The sequence below is a fragment of the Leptospira paudalimensis genome (assembly GCF_026151345.1).
GTDB lineage: Bacteria > Spirochaetota > Leptospiria > Leptospirales > Leptospiraceae > Leptospira_A > Leptospira_A paudalimensis.
The window spans coordinates 512,447-530,230 of sequence record NZ_JAMQPR010000001.1; the positions used below are offsets into that span (position 1 = coordinate 512,447).

The 17,784-nt window shown below is 35.8% G+C and carries 18 protein-coding genes; 10 read left to right on the forward strand and 8 right to left on the reverse strand.

The window, feature by feature from the left end:
• Positions 1–15: 15 nt before the first annotated feature.
• The 6 genes from ND855_RS02390 to ND855_RS02415 all read right to left on the reverse strand — a co-directional run bounded on the left by ND855_RS02390 (position 16) and on the right by ND855_RS02415 (position 4,690).
• The gene (locus ND855_RS02390) at positions 16–486 is read right to left on the reverse strand and encodes a cytochrome c family protein (protein WP_407658695.1); all 471 of its coding nucleotides are present in this window, start codon (positions 484–486) and stop codon (positions 16–18) included.
• A 4-nt stretch (positions 487–490) separates the two neighbouring features.
• Positions 491–2,005, reverse strand: a complete 1,515-nt coding sequence (locus tag ND855_RS02395; protein ID WP_265357026.1) for an outer membrane beta-barrel protein — start codon at positions 2,003–2,005, stop codon at positions 491–493.
• A gap of 179 nt (positions 2,006–2,184) precedes the next feature.
• Positions 2,185–3,471 carry a CCA tRNA nucleotidyltransferase gene (locus tag ND855_RS02400; RefSeq protein ID WP_265357027.1) on the reverse strand — a complete coding sequence of 429 codons (1,287 nt, stop codon included), beginning with the start codon at positions 3,469–3,471 and terminating at the stop codon, positions 2,185–2,187.
• Positions 3,462–3,884: a Fur family transcriptional regulator gene (locus tag ND855_RS02405; RefSeq protein ID WP_135595003.1), complete on the reverse strand. Its 423-nt coding sequence runs from the start codon at positions 3,882–3,884 to the stop codon at positions 3,462–3,464. The genes ND855_RS02400 and ND855_RS02405 overlap by 10 nt, the downstream gene beginning before the upstream one ends.
• A 33-nt stretch (positions 3,885–3,917) precedes the next feature.
• The gene (locus ND855_RS02410; RefSeq protein WP_265357028.1) at positions 3,918–4,280 is read right to left on the reverse strand and encodes a hypothetical protein; all 363 of its coding nucleotides are present in this window, start codon (positions 4,278–4,280) and stop codon (positions 3,918–3,920) included.
• Positions 4,277–4,690: a ribonuclease HI family protein gene (locus ND855_RS02415; protein ID WP_100720127.1), complete on the reverse strand. Its 414-nt coding sequence runs from the start codon at positions 4,688–4,690 to the stop codon at positions 4,277–4,279. The genes ND855_RS02410 and ND855_RS02415 overlap by 4 nt, the downstream gene beginning before the upstream one ends.
• Positions 4,691–4,897: 207 nt before the next feature.
• Here ND855_RS02415 and ND855_RS02420 point away from each other — a divergent pair, with 207 nt between their 5' ends.
• A complete protein-coding gene (locus tag ND855_RS02420; RefSeq protein WP_265357029.1) occupies positions 4,898–5,878 on the forward strand; it encodes a class I SAM-dependent methyltransferase in 981 nt (326 codons plus the stop codon).
• Positions 5,879–5,891: 13 nt separating this feature from the next.
• Here the strand turns inward: ND855_RS02420 and ND855_RS02425 are convergent, their stop codons facing one another.
• Positions 5,892–6,635, reverse strand: a complete 744-nt coding sequence (locus ND855_RS02425; protein WP_265357030.1) for a motility protein A — start codon at positions 6,633–6,635, stop codon at positions 5,892–5,894.
• Positions 6,632–8,815: a hypothetical protein gene (locus ND855_RS02430; protein ID WP_265357031.1), complete on the reverse strand. Its 2,184-nt coding sequence runs from the start codon at positions 8,813–8,815 to the stop codon at positions 6,632–6,634. Before ND855_RS02430 ends, ND855_RS02425 begins: the two co-directional genes overlap by 4 nt.
• Positions 8,816–8,935: 120 nt before the next feature.
• Here ND855_RS02430 and ND855_RS02435 point away from each other — a divergent pair, with 120 nt between their 5' ends.
• The 9 genes from ND855_RS02435 to ND855_RS02475 all read left to right on the forward strand — a co-directional run bounded on the left by ND855_RS02435 (position 8,936) and on the right by ND855_RS02475 (position 17,260).
• Positions 8,936–10,477, forward strand: a complete 1,542-nt coding sequence (locus ND855_RS02435) for a cellulose synthase family protein (protein ID WP_265357032.1) — start codon at positions 8,936–8,938, stop codon at positions 10,475–10,477.
• Between the two features lie 78 nt (positions 10,478–10,555).
• Positions 10,556–10,834 (forward strand): hypothetical protein, encoded by a 279-nt coding sequence (locus ND855_RS02440; RefSeq protein WP_002973362.1) that lies wholly within the window; start codon positions 10,556–10,558, stop codon positions 10,832–10,834.
• Between the two features lie 168 nt (positions 10,835–11,002).
• Complete coding sequence (locus ND855_RS02445; protein WP_265357033.1) at positions 11,003–12,001, forward strand: ATP-binding protein; 999 nt, start codon at positions 11,003–11,005, stop codon at positions 11,999–12,001.
• Positions 12,002–12,010: 9 nt separating this feature from the next.
• Positions 12,011–12,904 carry a hypothetical protein gene (locus tag ND855_RS02450; protein WP_265357034.1) on the forward strand — a complete coding sequence of 298 codons (894 nt, stop codon included), beginning with the start codon at positions 12,011–12,013 and terminating at the stop codon, positions 12,902–12,904.
• Between the two features lie 35 nt (positions 12,905–12,939).
• Positions 12,940–13,401, forward strand: coding sequence for a PTS sugar transporter subunit IIA (locus tag ND855_RS02455; RefSeq protein ID WP_265357035.1), 462 nt, complete (start codon positions 12,940–12,942; stop codon positions 13,399–13,401).
• A 4-nt stretch (positions 13,402–13,405) separates the two neighbouring features.
• Entirely contained in the window at positions 13,406–14,296 is an 891-nt protein-coding gene (locus ND855_RS02460; protein ID WP_265357036.1) for an ABC transporter permease subunit, read from the forward strand.
• On the forward strand, positions 14,286–15,056 hold the full coding sequence (locus ND855_RS02465; protein ID WP_265357037.1) for an ABC transporter permease subunit: 771 nt from the start codon (positions 14,286–14,288) through the stop codon (positions 15,054–15,056). Before ND855_RS02460 ends, ND855_RS02465 begins: the two co-directional genes overlap by 11 nt.
• Complete coding sequence (locus ND855_RS02470) at positions 15,046–16,689, forward strand: PEGA domain-containing protein (RefSeq protein WP_265357038.1); 1,644 nt, start codon at positions 15,046–15,048, stop codon at positions 16,687–16,689. Before ND855_RS02465 ends, ND855_RS02470 begins: the two co-directional genes overlap by 11 nt.
• 94 nt (positions 16,690–16,783) lie before the next feature.
• Positions 16,784–17,260, forward strand: a complete 477-nt coding sequence (locus ND855_RS02475) for a GNAT family N-acetyltransferase (protein ID WP_265357039.1) — start codon at positions 16,784–16,786, stop codon at positions 17,258–17,260.
• The last annotated feature ends 524 nt before the right edge of the window (positions 17,261–17,784 follow it).

Here is a 17,784-nt window from a genome sequence, read left to right on the forward strand (position 1 = left end):
GACTTAAGTGAGTTTTTAGTAAACTAGGTATCCTTTCAAATCTACCGTTGCACCGGCAGTTGTCGTATACGAAGTGTTACATGCTGCAAAAGCACCTGCCAGAGCTTGTTGCGCAAGAGCGTAAGTGAATTGTGGTAAGTTACAAGGTTGCACTGTATCGTTCACTTTTTTAAGCACACATTCTTTCAATGCATTTAGGTCATCAGTTGTTTTACCTTCCAATTTTGTGAGGGAACATCCGATTCCTGGGTTGAAGAATTCAGTTCCTCCTACACAAGAGTTAGCTGCAACGTATGTTCCTAAACAAATTTGTTGAACTGCATTTAGGCTAGTTCGGTTGTTTACCAAGTAAAGTAGTGCACTTGGATCATCTTCTTTTTTAGCACCTGACTCTGTGCAACCAACGAAGCTGGTTGCTAAAAGAAGGGCTAAAGAGATTCCAATCAAACTTGATTTCAAAGTTTTTTTATTCTGATTCATTTTCATCTCCTTAGAATTTTGCTACCATACCAACGATGATACCGTTTTGGTGAGACGCTGGTCTTCCAGATGTATCTACGAATTGTTGGCCAGGACCCCAATCTCTTCTTAAATCCACTTTTACTTGGAGGTTCTCAGTGAGATCAAAAGTAGGCGTGAATGTTAAAGTTTTGATTTGTCCATAGTTACTTGTTGCTCTTGCTCCGATTGAATCTTGGAATTTAAGATCGTAACGGTTTGTAGGAGTCACAGCAAATAATGGAGGGTTTACTACGAGAGATCCACCGTAACGTTTGTCATCCAAATACTCAAAACGGAAACCCAAAGCGAATGTATCAGTGAATTGATACTTAGCTTGCACTTGGTAAGTTTGGTAAATCCTTTTGATTCTGTTTTCACGAGAAAGGTTGGTATCTGCAGTGAGTCCAGCAGCAGTTAAACCTGTTGGTAAATCTGGTACTAGTCCTGGCATTGCTGCATCTAACTTGTTTTTTGTGATCCCACCTGGCTCATATCCAAAAGCTGCAGTGTTTGTTTGACCAGCTCTTTCACCATAAGTATAGTCAAAGATTGTAGTCAATCTGTCAGTTGGCTTGTAGATTAAGATCAAGTTTTGGATCATCCAATGGTCTGTTTTGAAAGCAGATTGTTTTGGAAAAGATGTTCCAGTCGCTTGTTCTAAGTAGTAGAGACTATTGTCTTGTCTACCTTTGATATTGTCGTTTGCTTGTAATGTGTTCCATACAACTTGAAACTTATCAGGAACAACGTCATACTTCACTTGTGTTCCAATTGCTCTTGTAGGGTTTGGACCATCTGCATACGCATGTTGTTGAGTGCTTGTGAGACTTGATCCACCAGCGGCATCACCATAAGGAGTCACACCTACGTAACCAAATTGTTGTCCGTTACCTGTGTATCCTGTTCCTTGTGCACTATTATATAGGTAGAAACCTGTTGATAAACGGTCATTGATTTGAAGGTTTGCTCTCGCACCAGTGTGGATAAAGGGGATTGTGTTAAAGAACACGTAACCAATGGTGTAAGCAATGTTGTCTTTCGAATCAAGTAACTCTAGTCCGATGTGAGTCGCCATCTTACCAGCATCAACGGTTAATCCTTTTAAGACCGGGAAATAAGCTGAAACATATGCTTGTTGTAACAATTGCATGTTATGGAGAGAGTTAGTTGTTTGGTAAGGACGCTCTTGGTACATGTTGTTCTGTCCATTTTGCATATCCAAACGAAATCCCCAAGGGCTTTCCTTATCCGCTAACTTTTCCATAGACAATTTCACAGCGTTTACAGCAAATTGTTTGTTGTAAGTGTGAAATGTTCCTGCAGTATCTTGGGTTGCCCCTTGCCGGTTATTTGATGTATAGTTATAGTATACGTCCACATATCCGGAAAAATTTACCAACTCATACCAAGGCTTGTCTTTGTCCTTTTTTGTCTGAGCAAAAAGGGAAGCCTGGGAAAATAAGGTAGCAACGATCGTCGCTAATAGAGTGTATTTATTTCTCATTTGCCATTTCTCCTATGTGAACTTGATGTGCAAGTTGTGTACCAGGTTGGCAATTGATGAGGTTGGAATTGGAATAAAAAATGAGAGGTTTCGAATTCAGGGGAGAAAATCAGAAAAAAAAGGCAAATTTTGATTAAAAAGAGAACAAAACGTCCGGAGGTACGTTACCTCTGTTCGAATTATTTGGACAATTTGTTTATAAAATCAGCAGTATGTTGGATAAGTCTTAGATATTCATTTTCTTTAGGCGTTTGTAAAACGATGTCCAAGAGTTGGTTTAACACCTCTCCAAATTTAGTTTTAGGTAAGTTTGGAAAATTTTCACTCAATTGGTTGCCGTTCATTGCCAAGTCGGAAAGTAATAAGGGCGGATTTTGTTCCCAAATTGTGATCATCGTTTCGATTTGATCACCAAAAATTGGTTTTAATTTTTCGTAAAAGTTACGATTCAATTCATAACGATTTAAAAAATGTCGTTTAACGGGCGCTAAGAATTCTTTTTTTATCGTGTAAGATGAGAGAGAACTAGTATTCGTAATTTGATTCCATTTTAACAACAAATCAAAAAACAAAATTGTATCTTTTATGTTTTGTCCTGAAAACTTTAGAGTACGTAAATGGGTTTCCAATTCTTTGAGTGTTAAGCTAGGTAAAATCGAATAAAAAGCAAAGGCAAGTTGGAACCCAACCAATTCATTTGGAATTTGATTGAGCCTATTAAGAATCGTTTCGTTGGGTATAAGATCATTGGGTATTGTTGGAAGAAAAATCTGAAAAATATTTTCTTCTGCTAACAATTGAATCATTTTTGCTGGATTTTCGCCTACAAATGATTTTAGTATTTCATCTTGGAATCGTTCCAATGAAATTTTTTGAGTGATGTGTTTTGTTAGATGGATTGCTTTTTTTGTTTCTTCATCAATGACAAAGTTTAGTGTGCTAGCAAAACGAAGGGCTCTAATTGGCCTTAATCCATCTTCTGAAAATCTTTGGATAGGGTTACCAATTGTTCGAATTGTTTTATTTTCTATATCAACTAACCCAGTATGATCATCAATTAATTCTTCAGATTTAAGATCGAATGCCAATGCATTCATTGTAAAATCTCTTCTTTTTAAATCTTCATGTAACGTTGTACCAAATTCAACATGACCAGGCCTTCTCCCATCCGTATAATCTTTATCAATTCTATACGTTGTAACTTCATAATTTACCTTATCAATGACAATCGTGACTGTACCATGTTCGATACCAGTATCAATAACTGTTCTGAATAACTTCTTAACTTGTTTTGGTTCTGCATTTGTAGTGAGATCGTATTCCTTTGGAATTTTTTTCATTACCAAATCTCGAACTGAACCACCTACCAAATAACATTCAAAACCTGAATTTTTTAAAGTAGAGTCTATGATCTCTAGATGATTTTTATGAAAGGTTGGAATGTAAGAAGAAAGGTTTATTGGCAATTTCGACATTTGCCTCGAAAAACAATTTCAACCGATTCTGTCGTAAAACCTTTTAGTTGTTTTGAGGAAGGCATACCATTCCATGGATCATCGATACATTCGATTTTTCCGCAGACATTACAGATCAAATGGCCATGGGCAAGTGATACAACATGATTGCCGTCCGATTTCAATTCAAAATAAGTCACACGATCAGCTGAATGCAGAGAGTTGAGTAAATTTTTTTCTTCTAGATCAGATAATGCACGATAGATCGTAACTCGATCCCAAGATTCTTCTTTGGGGAGTTTTTCCATGATTTCTTGGTGGTTGAGTGGTCTTGTGGATCCTTGTAAGATCGATAAAACTTGTTCTCTGTTTTTCGTAACCTTGAGTCCAATTTTTTTGAGAATTTGAGAAGGATCGCCAGCCATATAAAATGGTTATCGCAAAATGGCGAAGATTGTCTATTCTAAAATCACACTCGATTTCCAGATTTCCCAATAACGAATCCCCATTTGTGTATGGACTTTTAAGAATTCCTCAATTTCTTTTCCTTTGGATTTCTCAATGATAACTGGTGCAATTCCTAAGTCTAATCTACGATTGATGATGGAATCAATTTCCTCTTTTGCCTTTTTAGTTACCTCAATACATACTAACTCTCTTTCCTTTAGATGTATTTTATTTTGTTCACAAAATATGGCAGACTGATAGATGGTTCCCTCTTCTAATATTTTGTCCAATTGTTTTGTATAAGAAGGTTTACAACTTAATACCATCCAAAAGGAAAGTAGAATGAAGGCAAATTGAGGTAGTAGAGTTTTCATCCCTTATTATCTTGTGCAAGATTTGCAAGTTGGTCAGCTCGTGCATTTTGTTCGCGTGGTATATATTGAATTTCAAAATTATCAAATGAATTTTTGAGCTCTTCGCATTTATTTTTAAATACTAACAGATCTTTGTTTTTTACCTTGTATTCACCTTTCATTTGTTTTACGACTAGTTCCGAATCTAATCTAAACTTTATCTTTTTTATACTTTGTTTGATTGCTTCTTCCATTCCTCGAAATAAAGCATTCCATTCTGCGATATTGTTAGTTGCATTTCCAATCTTTTCAGATAAGGACAAAAATTCATTCCCATCATTATCTTGAAAGGAAACTCCTATCGCAGCAGGACCAGGATTCCCACGGGAACTTCCATCACAATAAACAAAAGTAGTATCTTTAGAGGACATATAGCCGACATGATTTTCAATGATGAAACTATCACCAATCAAAAACATGAACCTCTTTGAAAAAAAAATCTTAGAAATTGAAATTAAGAGGACTTTTCCAGTAGGTATGTTATTTGGAGCTTATTGGGTGGCGGGTGGATAACCCCACCCAGTCTCGAGTAGGGCGGGGAAGTATACCTAAAAAGCCCACCAAATAAGGAACTAACCATGACGGAACAAGGATTAGGTGCCCTCATAATGTTTGAAAATCGCCTTCGCAAATTAAAAAAAGAGCGCGAAAAATGGGCGAAACGAGAAAATATTGAATGCTATCGGATCTATTCGGAAGACATACCCCAAGTTGCATGTATATTGGATCGATATCCAAATGGATTTGTTTTGTATGATAAAAGTTCGTTACGGTTCCAAGCAGAAGCTGACCACGAGACAAGATTTGCACAAATTGCTGGAATTGTGAAAAATGTATTTCAGATAACAGATGATACTCTTTTTTTGAAAAGTCGTAGGAAACAAAAAGGAACTGATCAATACGAAAAAATTGCAATTGAAGGGAATGATCATTGGGTAAAGGAAGCTAACTTAGAATTCCGAATCAATCTTTCTGATTATTTGGACACAGGTTTGTTTCTTGACCATCGAATTACGCGGAAATGGTTAAAAGAAAAATCACAAAATAAATCTGTTCTCAATTTATTTTCATATACAGGTGCGTTTTCCGTATACGCTGCGTCAGGTGGTGCAATCAAGACAAAAAGTATAGATCTATCAAAAACATATTGTGAATGGGCCAATCAAAATTTACAACGAAATGGCTTTGCTGGTCCGAATCATCAAATTATCAATGCTGACATATTGCAATGGTTAGAAGGTGAAGCAAAAAAAACTAACCGAGAAAGGTATGATTTAATTTTCCTTGATCCACCAACATTCTCAAATAGTAAAAAAATGTACGAAGAATGGGATGTGCAAACGAAACACAGAAATATACTTTTATTGTTGCTAACAAAGTTTCTAACCGATCACGGTGAAATTTGGTTCTCAACTAATTTCCGTAAGTTTAAAATGGAAGTTGAAGAAGAGGAATGGAAGGAGAGAGGGTATCTATGTATGAATCGTACATCGGAGTCGATACCACCAGACTTTAGGGACCAAAAAATCCACCAATTATTTTGCATCGTTCCTATCTAGTACTAAATGTATCTCATGATTGGTTGACAAAAGGATCGATTCGTTCTGCTAAAATTCTGCGATTTTCACCTGATTGTAAGGATAAAATCCCTCTCATGATCGCCTGACGTTCGTTACTTTCTCGTTTTGCAACTACTTTTAATTGATTGGAAATAGGTAATAAAATTAAGTTTGCAAAGGAAATACCATAAAATGTTGCAATGAAAGCAGTTGCAATTCCTTGGCCGAGCACCTTTGTTCCACCATCCAAATTTTCTAGAACCGTGACTAGCCCGAGTACGGTTCCAATGATTCCAATCGTAGGAGAAAAACCAGCGGCTGTTTCATATACTCTTGCAGATTTTAAGTCTTCTTTCTCTTTTTCTTCATGTGCTTCCCAAAGGATTTCTTCAATCGTTCTTGGATCAGATCCATCTACTATCAATTGAATTCCTTTTTGTAAAAATGGATTATCCAATTTTTTGGATTCATCTTCAAGAGAAAGTAATCCATCTTTCCGTGCTTTTTCCCAAAATCGAAAGAATAAAAGTTTTAAATCTGTTTCTCTCCGTTTTTGCAATGCAAAGCGAGTATCCCGAATGGCTTTTGAAATTTGTGAAATAGAAAAAGATGCAAAGGTAGCACCTAACGTTCCACCAACGATAAGAAACATGGCAGGGATATGGAAAAATGATCGTAATGATGCACCTTCAATTAAGATCGCAACAAAAACGGATAAAATTGCTGCGAGGATACCGAGTAATGTAGAATGGATCATTGGATTCTTGCCTCTTTTGCATCTGGTCGTATACTGATACGTCTAAATGAGTCTTTTTTTTCGATTACTTCATTTTTCAATCGTTCCCAAATCACAGAATTGGGATTTTCTCTTAAACGTGCAGAAATAATAGGTTCTACTTCTTTCCAGTTCTCTTGGTTGATGTATAACCTAACTCTAGCTAGCTCAAGTTCGTTTGCTTGTTCTATTTGATTATTTGTTCTGTAATACTTTTCTAATAATCCCATTGTTTTTAATGCATTGTTCCAATCTCCCAAAGACTCAAACATAGGAATGAGTGAATTCCAAGCAAACTCTTGGAATTCCGAATCTATACTCAAATCTTCGAGAATTGGAATGTATTCCGCTTCTGGAGTTGTGAATTTTAAACTATTAAATGCAATTCTAAGTAAATCTGGTTTTGGTGATTCAAATTTCCTAGCATAAGCAATTGCATCTAAACTTAATTTATTTTGGCCAATGTTATGATAAAATTTTGCGTAAGTTGCAAACGATTCATAATATAAATGTTTGATTTCCAGTGCGTCTTTTCTCAAATCACCTGAAGAATACTTTAATACAGAATCTAATTGATTCACTACTTCTTGGAACGTTGCATTATCAAGTTTTTCATGAAAATACTTTAATTTCCAATCATTGGGAAGTGTTGGTGCAAAATTAATTTTTTGACTCATATAATTTGGATAGTATATATCAAAATTCCAATATGATTTTCTGCTAAGTAATGACAGTGCATTGATATGATGGAATTGATTGGTTTTGTTTCTGGTTGTGATAATTAAAAACGGATGATTTTCTTCACTTAACCTTTCAATATATGATATGATTTGTGATTGGTTTGAACTCAAACCTAATACAACAATTTTGTCTTTGATTTCTGATCGTTTTGGTAAAAAAGGATTCGAAGGAAAAGGTAAAACTGATTTATAAAAAATATATTCTTCTTCATTAAAATTAAGGTTTGTGATGGCAAATGGGATCGGATCAAAGTTCTCTTTTTTTGAAAATGGAGAATTAGTTCGGATCGTAGGAGGGGAAAAGAAAAATGTCACTATCAGAATTGCGCCAGCTAACATTAGAATGCGAGGTAATCTAACAATATGTTTTTGCAATAAATAAGGATAAACCAAAACGGGAACGAATAAAATAGCAGTAAGTGTGCGAATTCCCATCGGCAAATTCCAAAAATATAAAAGGAAGGAAAGACCCAAGTATATTCCTGTTTCCATACCAATCATCATATATTCTTTGTAAGGTGTTTTGTTAGGTTTAAAAAAACCAACAATTGTACCTCCAATAATACAGAGTGCAATGTAAAATGAACTCCAATAAGATTGGTAAATAAAGAAGAAAAATGCAAACAACAATGCAACTCTTCCTATTAAAAATACCGCTTTCGTTTCCTTTTTTAATCCACCTAATAGTGATAATACTCTTCCGAATGTCACTGAGAATGAGATAGAAAGTATTAAAGGTATTTTAGGTCCTGGTTGGAAATATAAATGGAGAATACAATAAGCAATGAGTAAGGATAAACTTGATCGATAAAAAGGAGAAAATAAAGGGTGTTTCCCAATTTTTGATCTTATTTTATAAAACTTACTGGAGATAGGATTTTGTTGGAATAAAGTGCTAAAAAAATAAAAAGACAATAGTATGTATAAGATAGCTAAAAGTATTTTTATCGAATAATTTTGATTAGGTTCAAAAAGGGAGTAAAAAGTAAATACTGTAACTCCTAAAGTAAAACTCAAAAACCTAAAGTCACGCAAAGATCCGCCATAAATACCCACTGAAAATGCGGATAAAATACCACCAATCAATACTAATTCGAAGGAAAAGATATAATCGATTAAAAATTCAGAAGTGTTTCCTAATAAAAGCCAAATCACTTGACCGATTGCAAGTGTGAGTAGTGTCAAACTTAGGGTAAATGGAAAGTTTTGTTTGTATTTCCTGTAAATAAACCCAGCAGCAAAAAAAATAGCAATTAGCGCTTGTAAGATGGGATAAGCAGTGTCTGTCCTATCAATTAAAGATAATTCTGACCCAGCAACATAAAAGAACAAAGACAAAACATAACCTATCGAGAGGCTAAGGCTAAATTCGAGTGAAGGGAAGAGGCCGGTTTCCCAGAATCGTTTCCATTGAGAATCCATAGAATTGCAACCAATGTTGTGGTATGGGCCTTGATCGCAAACGAAAGAAATTCTATTTTTATTTGGCGGTGCACAAAATGTTTGACCAAAACCCCCTATGTGCCGATTTTGACTATAACTATGCTCACGTTTTTATCTATATCCTTTTTGGTACTTTACGGTTTCGATATTTTAGTTCTGTTCTACTTTGGGTTACACACCTACCTCATGGTGTTTTTGTATAGCAGATACAAACAAAACTGTGCAGAGGATGAATCAAAAATCCTCTCTTTAAAGGACAAAAACCTACCTACGGTAACGGTCCAACTTCCTATTTTTAATGAATTTTATGTGGTCGATCGTTTGATTGAGTCCGCTTGTAATTTACAATACCCTGCAAAAAAACTCCAAATCCAAGTTTTGGATGATTCTACTGATGAAACCATTGAAAAGGTTGCGACTCTTGTTTCTCAGTACAAAAAAAAGGGAATCTGGATCGAACACGTTCATAGAACCAATCGTAAAGGCCACAAGGCTGGTGCTTTGGATGAGGGTATGGCAAAGGCAAAAGGGGATTATATCGCAATCTTTGATGCTGATTTTACTCCAGATCCAGATTTTTTACTCCGTACGATGGGATACTTTGATGATGAATCCATCGGAATGGTCCAAACACGTTGGGGCCATATCAACGAAACTTATAATATTTTAACCAAAGCGCAAAGTTTTGGAATCGATGGTCACTTTATGATTGAACAAGTGGCACGAAATGGTTCCAGCCTTTGGATGAACTTTAACGGGACTGCTGGTATCTGGAGACGTTCTTGCATCGAAGATGCTGGTGGATGGGAACATGATACCCTCACAGAAGACTTTGACTTATCCTACCGAGCTGAGCTCAAAGGTTGGAGATTCCGTTACATCAAAGATGTAGTTTGTAAGGCAGAAATCCCTGCAACAATGAATGCTTATAAGGCTCAACAATTTCGTTGGTGCAAAGGATCCATCCAAACTGCAGTTAAACTCATCCCTCGTATTTGGAAGTCCAAAGAATCTTGGAAAATCAAAGGTGAGGCGATCACTCACTTAATCAATTATTCAGTTCATCCGCTGATGATCATCAACATCCTTCTCACAGCTCCTCTCCTTTTGATGGAATATTGGGCAGGATTTAAAATGGATGACCTCCCAATGGAAATTCTTTTTGGATCGGCTGCGGTTCTTTCGGTTGGCTCCATGGGACCTGTTATTTTTTACGCGTATTCCCAAAGAGAAATTCACAAAAACTGGAAATCCAAATTGGTTTACCTTCCCATCCTTGTGATGATCGGAACTGGTATAGCTGTGATGAACACCTATGCCTGGGTAGAAGCAGTTTTTGGTGTCCAATCGGGATTCAAACGCACACCTAAACTCCGAATTGAAAAAGAAGGGGATAGTTTACAGGACAAAATCAAATATGTGGTTCCTGTGGATTACCGAGCTTTCCTCGAATTCTTTATGGGTGCTTATTGCGTATTTTGCATTTATTTATCCTTCATGGTCGGAAAACCATATATGATCGGTTTTATGGTTCTCTATTCTATCGGATTTTTCTATGTCTCCTATCTTTCTGTGGCAGAGTCGTTCTGGAAATTCAAACCAGCAACTAAAGCAGAAAAGGAACTTCGTGCCGTCGCTTAAGGAAGAGCGATGGTACTTACTTGACGAAACCTTTCCTTCCAAAAAGCTGTAAATTCAACCTAGGTCCAGGGGTCATCCATGAGTGAAAAAGTCTACTGCGCGAACTGTTTGCATTGTGTTGTGGTTCGCCAATACGAATCGGAGCAAGATAAATACATTCTTCGCGTAAAATGTAACAAGAAGAAATGGTCAAAACGTTCCGGTGAAGAAAAACTTTATAAATACTTTACCGTCGCTCGTCGTATGCAAACAAATTGTGAATACTACGAAGAAATGGGAGAAATTTTACCTTACATCAAAAACTTGAAAAAAGAGCTCCCAATCAAAGACGAAATCTACATGGTGAAAGCCGTTTAAATCATTACTGGCGTGTTGTTTCCCAGGTTACCTCGCGCCTTCGCTCGTAAATTTCATAAAACTGAAAATAAAAGAGAACGGACGATTCAGGGTCAATTCCTGATCCCCGTTCCTGCGGGCAGCGAAATTACTGATTCCTATCCTACTCGAGTGACTCACGGCCAAGTTATGCTCTCGCATAACGGCACGAAGGTACTCGCACCTGTAAATGGAGTCGCAACGTTAACTGCTGATCAAAAATTTTTTCAAATCAAACAAGATGGTTCTTGGTCAACCAGTTCAATTTATCAATTTAAGAGTTATGATTTTTCATCGCTCATAAATGCATTTGATGAAGGTGCCTTGGCATCTCTTGATATCAATGAAATGCCACTTAAGGATTATTTCTTAAAATTTAAATCCAATCCTTCCTTTCAAATTGTATTATCTCCCTTTTCAAGATACCAACATCTAGATTTCGAAGAAATGATTTTAACTTCAATGAAAGAAGCTTATTCCAGTTTCATTGAATTGCTAAAAACAACATTTCCAAAAGTAGAAGTTAAAAACTTTTTTGAGATCCCAACATTAAAATTTGAACACCCTAATGGTATTCCAGAATATTTTTTGCATAAACAATTCCAATGGGATGTCAAAAAGGCAAAAAAATCTCTTCAATCGAATGAGATTTTATATTTGGGTGCAGAAACAATTTATCATATATTACGTAAATTGTATTTTGGCGAGCCATTCACCAAACGACATTTAGCTGTATTTTTGGTAGATCGCAAAGGTCGAATGGATTTAGAACCTAGACAATTTTTTTTGACGAATGGACAATCCTTGGCTTTTATCCCTGCGAATTTAGATAAACGTTATAAGATTGCTTCCTTTGATACGGTTTTTGAAGCAATTCAGCCAATGGATGTAAATACATTAGGTTATTTTAATATTTATGAACATTATTCGATTACATTGTATGAAAAACTTCCGGCAGTTAGGAAAGAATTTAGTTGTATCGACTGCCTAGAATGTAACCAATATTGCCCAACACAGGCAAATCCCTTTCAATTGATTAAAGGAAAAATCGAGGAATTCGATAAAGATAAGTGTGTTACTTGTGGAATTTGTACTGTATACTGCCCAGCAGGGATTGATATTCGAAAAAGAATCGAAGAGGTTGTTTAAACTAAATTTATGATGTTAAAAAACCTTTATATTCTTTCCGAAAATAGTTGGGGGATTAAATCATCAGAAATTTTTGCTGATCTATTTTATTTTTTAACACTCATTATTTTTTTAGGGTATTCATTGGCTTTTGTTACGCCGTTACCGATCCTCCCAATTGTTTTGGCTTCGATTCTCACATTTTTTTATCTAGGTGTATGCATACGCAATAAACAAACTCCTTATTGGATCGGTCTGATTTCGCAATTACTGATCATCTTACTGATTATCCCAACAACATGGCTAAACCCAATCTTATTATCAGTATCTATGGTATTTGCTTTTGTGGCTCACTTTTTCTTCATACAACATTATTCTTTACGGTTGCCAATTTTCATATTTGTCATTTTGTTTTTATATATATTTGATTCATCCTTTTCTCTCATGGGGTATCAACTTCGATCTGAATATACACTTGCTTCTAGTGTCGGTTTACCCATTGAAACTAGTTTACTTCCCATATCTTTACCTTGGATTTCAGATGGTTCCTCAAATTCAAAATTCTTCCTATCAATCGCAGAAAGTTTAGGTATATTTTTGTTGGTAAGTGTTGCATGGGTTTCTTTTCGCCGAACCATACTTCTTAGTTTCTTTCTGGCTTGGTTCCTTTTATTCTTTGTTTGGGGAATTGGTGTTGGGTTAACCGGTTATTCTTGGAACTTGTCCTATGCTTCTTTGGCCTTCTTCATTCAATTAGCGCCAGGAAGGAATTTTTATGGTTCTTTTTATGTGACAATTGTCAGTTTCCTTATTTTACTCCCAATTGCTTTTTTTGTAGGAAAATTGGGTATAAGTGGTATATGGGTAGTGGTCGTTTTTTTTCTGATAGAGTCTCTATTTGTAAGGGTTTTTCTTGGAAAATAAGTCGAGTTTGGAAATGTGGGAGTAAGTAATACCAAATGAATCAACTTCTGGAGATTCTGGATCCTAAAAATATCATTTTCGACTTTAAAGCGTCAACGAAAGAAGATGCTATTCGGAAAATGATTTCGCATATGGTCGCCACACAAACATTAGACGCAGTTCATGAAGAGGAAACCGTTGCTTCTTTGATGAATCGAGAAAAATCAATGTCTACTGGTATCGGAAGTGGAGTAGCGATTCCACATTGTTCCGTTCATTATGTAAATGAATTAAAATGTGCAATGGCAATTGCACCCAACGGAATCGATTTTGACGCTTTGGATCATGGTCTCGTTCAAATTTTTATCATGCTAATTGTTCCTAAAAACAAATTTCAGGATCACATTAAGACATTAGCTTTAATTGCAAAAACTCTAAACATCCCTGAGGAAAGGGAAAAACTGATTAAAGCCAAAAACTTCGAAGAAATCCAAAAGGCATTCCTTTCCAAAAGTTAACTCTGTGAAGTCGGAAGTTTTCCGTTTTCTTTATTTCCTTCTACTTTTGTCAATGATTAGTAGTTTTGTATCAGAGTTTCATACAAAAGATAAATCCTATTTGTATGCAGATTCTGGAATTTCAAATGTTGATATTTCAAAAAAAAATATTTTAACTTCTTATCTAGAATTTTGGAAACGTTTGTTATTGGAAGCTGGTGGCAAAACGCAAAACGGTGAATCTGTTTATGGTCATATCTCAAATCGTTTTTTTGCTACTACCCATTTAGCACTTTTTAGTATTTTATTTGGTGCTACATTTGCGTTTGGAATGGCTTTACTTACAATTTATCTTCGATCCGATCGATTGTATGTATTCGTTGAAACAATCTCTAATTTTATACTATCAACGCCTGTGTTTATTGTAGCAATATTTCTATTAATCGTATTCTTTTATAAACTAGAGTGGTTCCCTCCAGGCGGATATGAATCAGGTAACACATACTTCATTGTTTTACCAGGTATAACATTAGGTTCTAGAATTTTTGCTAGATTGTCATTGTATCTTTTGCCTGAAGTCATAAAAGAATCAAAATCTAAATACATTCAATTACTTTTAACTCGATCTTATCCTTGGAGTTATATTGTAAGGGTTGAAATTTTTCTAAAAGTATTACCTGTTTCATTGATACTTTTGGTATTGGATTTTGGTTCTTTGTTGTCGGGTGCCATGGTGGTTGAAGAAATTTTCTTTTTTCCTGGAATTGGAAAGTCGTTATATTACTCCATAAAATCCATGGATACTTACTTGTTATCAACTTTACTCATGTATTCAGGGATTTTATTTTATAGTTTAAATCGACTTGGATACCATTTACAGAATTATTTCTCTGGGGAGTATCGAAATGCTCCTTAATACAATTCGTATTTTGTTTTTTGGGACTATTATTCTTGGGATATTAAGTTTACAGGTTCCTTCTTATGTAGATTTAACCAATAATAATTTACCAATCTTTTCAGATGGATTTTTGTTTGGAACAGATCGATTGGGTAGGAATAATTTAGCTCTGTTTTGTTATGGATCGATGTCGACAATTCTCATCGTTGTCCCAGCAAGGATAATCACGATTTTGTTTTCTTTTTTGGTCTCAACGTTAACTTTGGTTTTTCCAAAACGATCTGATTTTTTTCTATCTGGTTTCGTTTCTGTTTCACTTGCCATTCCTTCTTTATTGTCTGCACTCATTGTGATCAGTATCCTTCCCAATAATCCAATATCAATTATGATCGCAATTTTAGTCTCTGATTGGGCAGTGGTATACGAATCATTAACTGCTAAAATTAGAGAGATCCGAACAAGTCCATACATAGCTGCATCACTTTGTTTCGGTGCAAAGCCATATCATCTGATTGTACTGCATTATCTTCCTGCGCTTCGGAATATGTTTCGGTTTTTATTTTTTTCTGGATTACCGACAGTCGTTATGACTACCGCTCTATTTTCTTATTTGGGTATCCAAACTTCAGTAGGGGACACAGGTCCTGGCTTGGGGGAACAAATCTCATTTTCAAAAGATTATTTCGATAAGTCTCCTTTTTCCGTTTTGCTTCCCATCATCGCTATTTTATCTTTGGTTTATTCATTGGGGTCCCGCAATCAAAAACATGAAACATAAAATTTCTGCTGCATTGCTCATTTTGGGACTACTTGGAAATACTCTTCCATTATTTTCCATTGATGACTATTATAATTTCCCTAGTCAATCTTACAAAGGTGGAGTTACTTTTGAATCAAGTAGAAATCTTTGTATATTCCCATTTGTTGCGATTAAGGAAGATGTTACAAAAGAATATCTAATGAAAGGGATTCCTTCCGTTTTGCTTTCCGAACTTAGAAATTTAGAATATACTTATGTAGAATATCCTAGAAAGAATATAATTTATCATTCTTTTGGTGAAAATCCTGTATCAACTTTACAGGAAAAAATTGATGCAGAGTCTCCGAATGTAAAAAGAAAAAAGAAAGAGATTAACGACGAAAAAGATTTAGAAGATTTAAGAATTGGAAAAAAACAAGTTTCTCCTGAAAAAGATCCCCGTTATATAAAGATTACGATCAAACAGATGTGGGACAAAAAGCCATTGCGAGTTGATGAGGTATATGGAACTGCGTCAAAATATGGTTGTGATTACCTTTTGATTGGCTCCTACGAGGTGATCGAGAATTCTTTGCGTACGAAAGTTTATTTGTTTGATGATTATGAAGGAAAAACAATTCCCTTTGAACACCAAACATCAGTAATTCGAGCATACCAAGAAATGGGGCCACTTGGTGAATCCATTAAAGAAAAATTGCAAGGAAAAGAGACTACTTCGTTCAGTTTGACCGCAAATGGAGAAGAAGGCGCTCTTGTTTATTTGGATGGAATTTATTTAGGTAAAACTCCACTTGCGGAGAAAAAGTTTCCGATCGGGAGACGATCATTATTTATTTTTAAAGAAGGTTTTCATCCTTACAAGTCTGAAGTTATTCTTGAAAAAGGGAAAAAATTTGAAGGTGATGTCAAACTTTCATTAAAGTTGAGTAGTTCTTATATTTCAGTAACTTCAAATGTAGAATCAGATGTTTACTTAGGGATTCAGTATTTGGGAAAAACACCGATTCAACGATTGTCCATTCCTGCAGGTATGAATCGACTCCGAGTATCAAAGGAAGGATATATCGATGTTTTTCGGTCTATTGACGCAAAAGAAGAAGAGGAAACTTCTTTAGATGTGCAGATGCGAGAAGGACAGTCTGAAGTTTATTATAAAAACAAACAAAATGTATTTCTGGATCACACCTATAAAGATTTTACGACATACTCTCTATATGGTGCGTTATTATTTTATGCAAGTTATGCATATTTGAACTATGCATCTAGACAGGCATATTCTGGGGCACGATCTCAAGTAACTTTAACTAATGGGATTGCAATCAGATCCTTTTACGAAAATAATCCAAACGAATTCTTTTTTTGGTATTACACGCAAAATCAAGTGATCGATAATGCGGAGTCAAAAGCAAAAAATTTAAAACGTATGGCGGGGACTTTACCAACAGAAAATCGTAGGGATAGACAGTTGGTAGGTGGACCAATGGTTATCTTGATGGGGCTTATGCTTGTATCTGCTGCAACCTTTTACTATTTGGGTTTGGACAAGGAAACAATCGAAATTGGTTATTTGCCAATCAACCCAGCATTTGCTAACCATGGTCAGTCGGCAATGGAAGGGTATAGTTATATGCAATTCCATCTTCGTTATTAAAAGTAAGCCTAGATGAATTAAGTATCTTCTTGAATTTATGAATTTATCCAATGTATAAAATTGTGATGCTTTATTAGGAGTTAAATCTAAATTTGTGAGCCAAGTTGAGTTCCAAATCCTATCCTCTCATGATATTGAATTAATTTCACTCATAACAAATTGGTATTATGAAGAGTGGAAAATTCCTTTAGATAAATCTTTAGCTAAGATAAAATCGGTGCTGGGCGATGAAACACAGTTACAAATTGTTATGACGATTGATTCATTACCAATTGCAACAGGAGGTATTTATCATCATGTGGGTCTTTTGGACCTTCAGCCCAAGTTTAATATTCATAAACACTGGTTAGGTTTAGTATATACAATTCCCGAGATGCGACGAAAAGGGTATGGTGCATTACTTTGTGAACAACTGGAATTTTTGGCAAAACTAAGGGGATTTTCTGAACTATATTTGTTTTCTGATACTGCTGTCAGTCTGTATGCTCGACTTGGTTGGGAGAAGGTGGAAATCGTTCCGTTTGGCAGTCGTTTGGTGACTGTCATGAAAAAGATAGGGAAACGCGAGTAGGAAGGTATAGATCCCCGCCCGTATCGAACTGGGTGGGGTAATCCACCCGCCACCCAATACGCTCCATTTACCACATAACAGCAAATCCATCTAGACGAATCCGGGTTCTGCCAAAAATAAATTCCAACAAGTTCACCTTTTTGCCGTCAGGCGACAAACGCACCTTATCTTTCTTTGCAATCAGCAGCTAACAACATAAAGTTGTCGTTCTTGTCCGCCTATCCCGCATTAATTGAATTCTTGCATTCCAGTAAACCTGCCCGCAACCACCATGTGTTTCCTTCAGGCTTCATGCCCGAATGAATCGAATTATGTCACATTGCATCGATATTATGTCTCATTATCGCACGCTAACACTCAGCCATTCACAAAAATAATTCCCATGAACTACGAACTTTTTTATAAAACAGTGTTGACCGCTTAGGTTTTGAAATTACTTTGGTTTTTACCGCATGAATCGTTAGCGAATCATGGAACCGGTAGTATGCAGGTGACTGTGTGCGGAGGAAGGGGGAGAACTTCCT

Coding starts and splice junctions, on each gene's coding strand:
- ND855_RS02390 (WP_407658695.1), bottom strand. CDS start 486: ATGAAAATGAATCAGAATAAAAAAACTTTGAAATCAAGTTTGATTGGA.
- ND855_RS02395 (WP_265357026.1), bottom strand. CDS start 2,005: ATGAGAAATAAATACACTCTATTAGCGACGATCGTTGCTACCTTATTT.
- ND855_RS02405 (WP_135595003.1), bottom strand. CDS start 3,884: ATGGCTGGCGATCCTTCTCAAATTCTCAAAAAAATTGGACTCAAGGTT.
- ND855_RS02410 (WP_265357028.1), bottom strand. CDS start 4,280: ATGAAAACTCTACTACCTCAATTTGCCTTCATTCTACTTTCCTTTTGG.
- ND855_RS02415 (WP_100720127.1), bottom strand. CDS start 4,690: ATGTCCTCTAAAGATACTACTTTTGTTTATTGTGATGGAAGTTCCCGT.
- ND855_RS02420 (WP_265357029.1), top strand. CDS start 4,898: ATGACGGAACAAGGATTAGGTGCCCTCATAATGTTTGAAAATCGCCTT.
- ND855_RS02425 (WP_265357030.1), bottom strand. CDS start 6,635: ATGATCCATTCTACATTACTCGGTATCCTCGCAGCAATTTTATCCGTT.
- ND855_RS02430 (WP_265357031.1), bottom strand. CDS start 8,815: ATGGATTCTCAATGGAAACGATTCTGGGAAACCGGCCTCTTCCCTTCA.
- ND855_RS02435 (WP_265357032.1), top strand. CDS start 8,936: ATGCTCACGTTTTTATCTATATCCTTTTTGGTACTTTACGGTTTCGAT.
- ND855_RS02440 (WP_002973362.1), top strand. CDS start 10,556: ATGAGTGAAAAAGTCTACTGCGCGAACTGTTTGCATTGTGTTGTGGTT.
- ND855_RS02445 (WP_265357033.1), top strand. CDS start 11,003: ATGCTCTCGCATAACGGCACGAAGGTACTCGCACCTGTAAATGGAGTC.
- ND855_RS02450 (WP_265357034.1), top strand. CDS start 12,011: ATGATGTTAAAAAACCTTTATATTCTTTCCGAAAATAGTTGGGGGATT.
- ND855_RS02455 (WP_265357035.1), top strand. CDS start 12,940: ATGAATCAACTTCTGGAGATTCTGGATCCTAAAAATATCATTTTCGAC.
- ND855_RS02465 (WP_265357037.1), top strand. CDS start 14,286: ATGCTCCTTAATACAATTCGTATTTTGTTTTTTGGGACTATTATTCTT.
- ND855_RS02470 (WP_265357038.1), top strand. CDS start 15,046: ATGAAACATAAAATTTCTGCTGCATTGCTCATTTTGGGACTACTTGGA.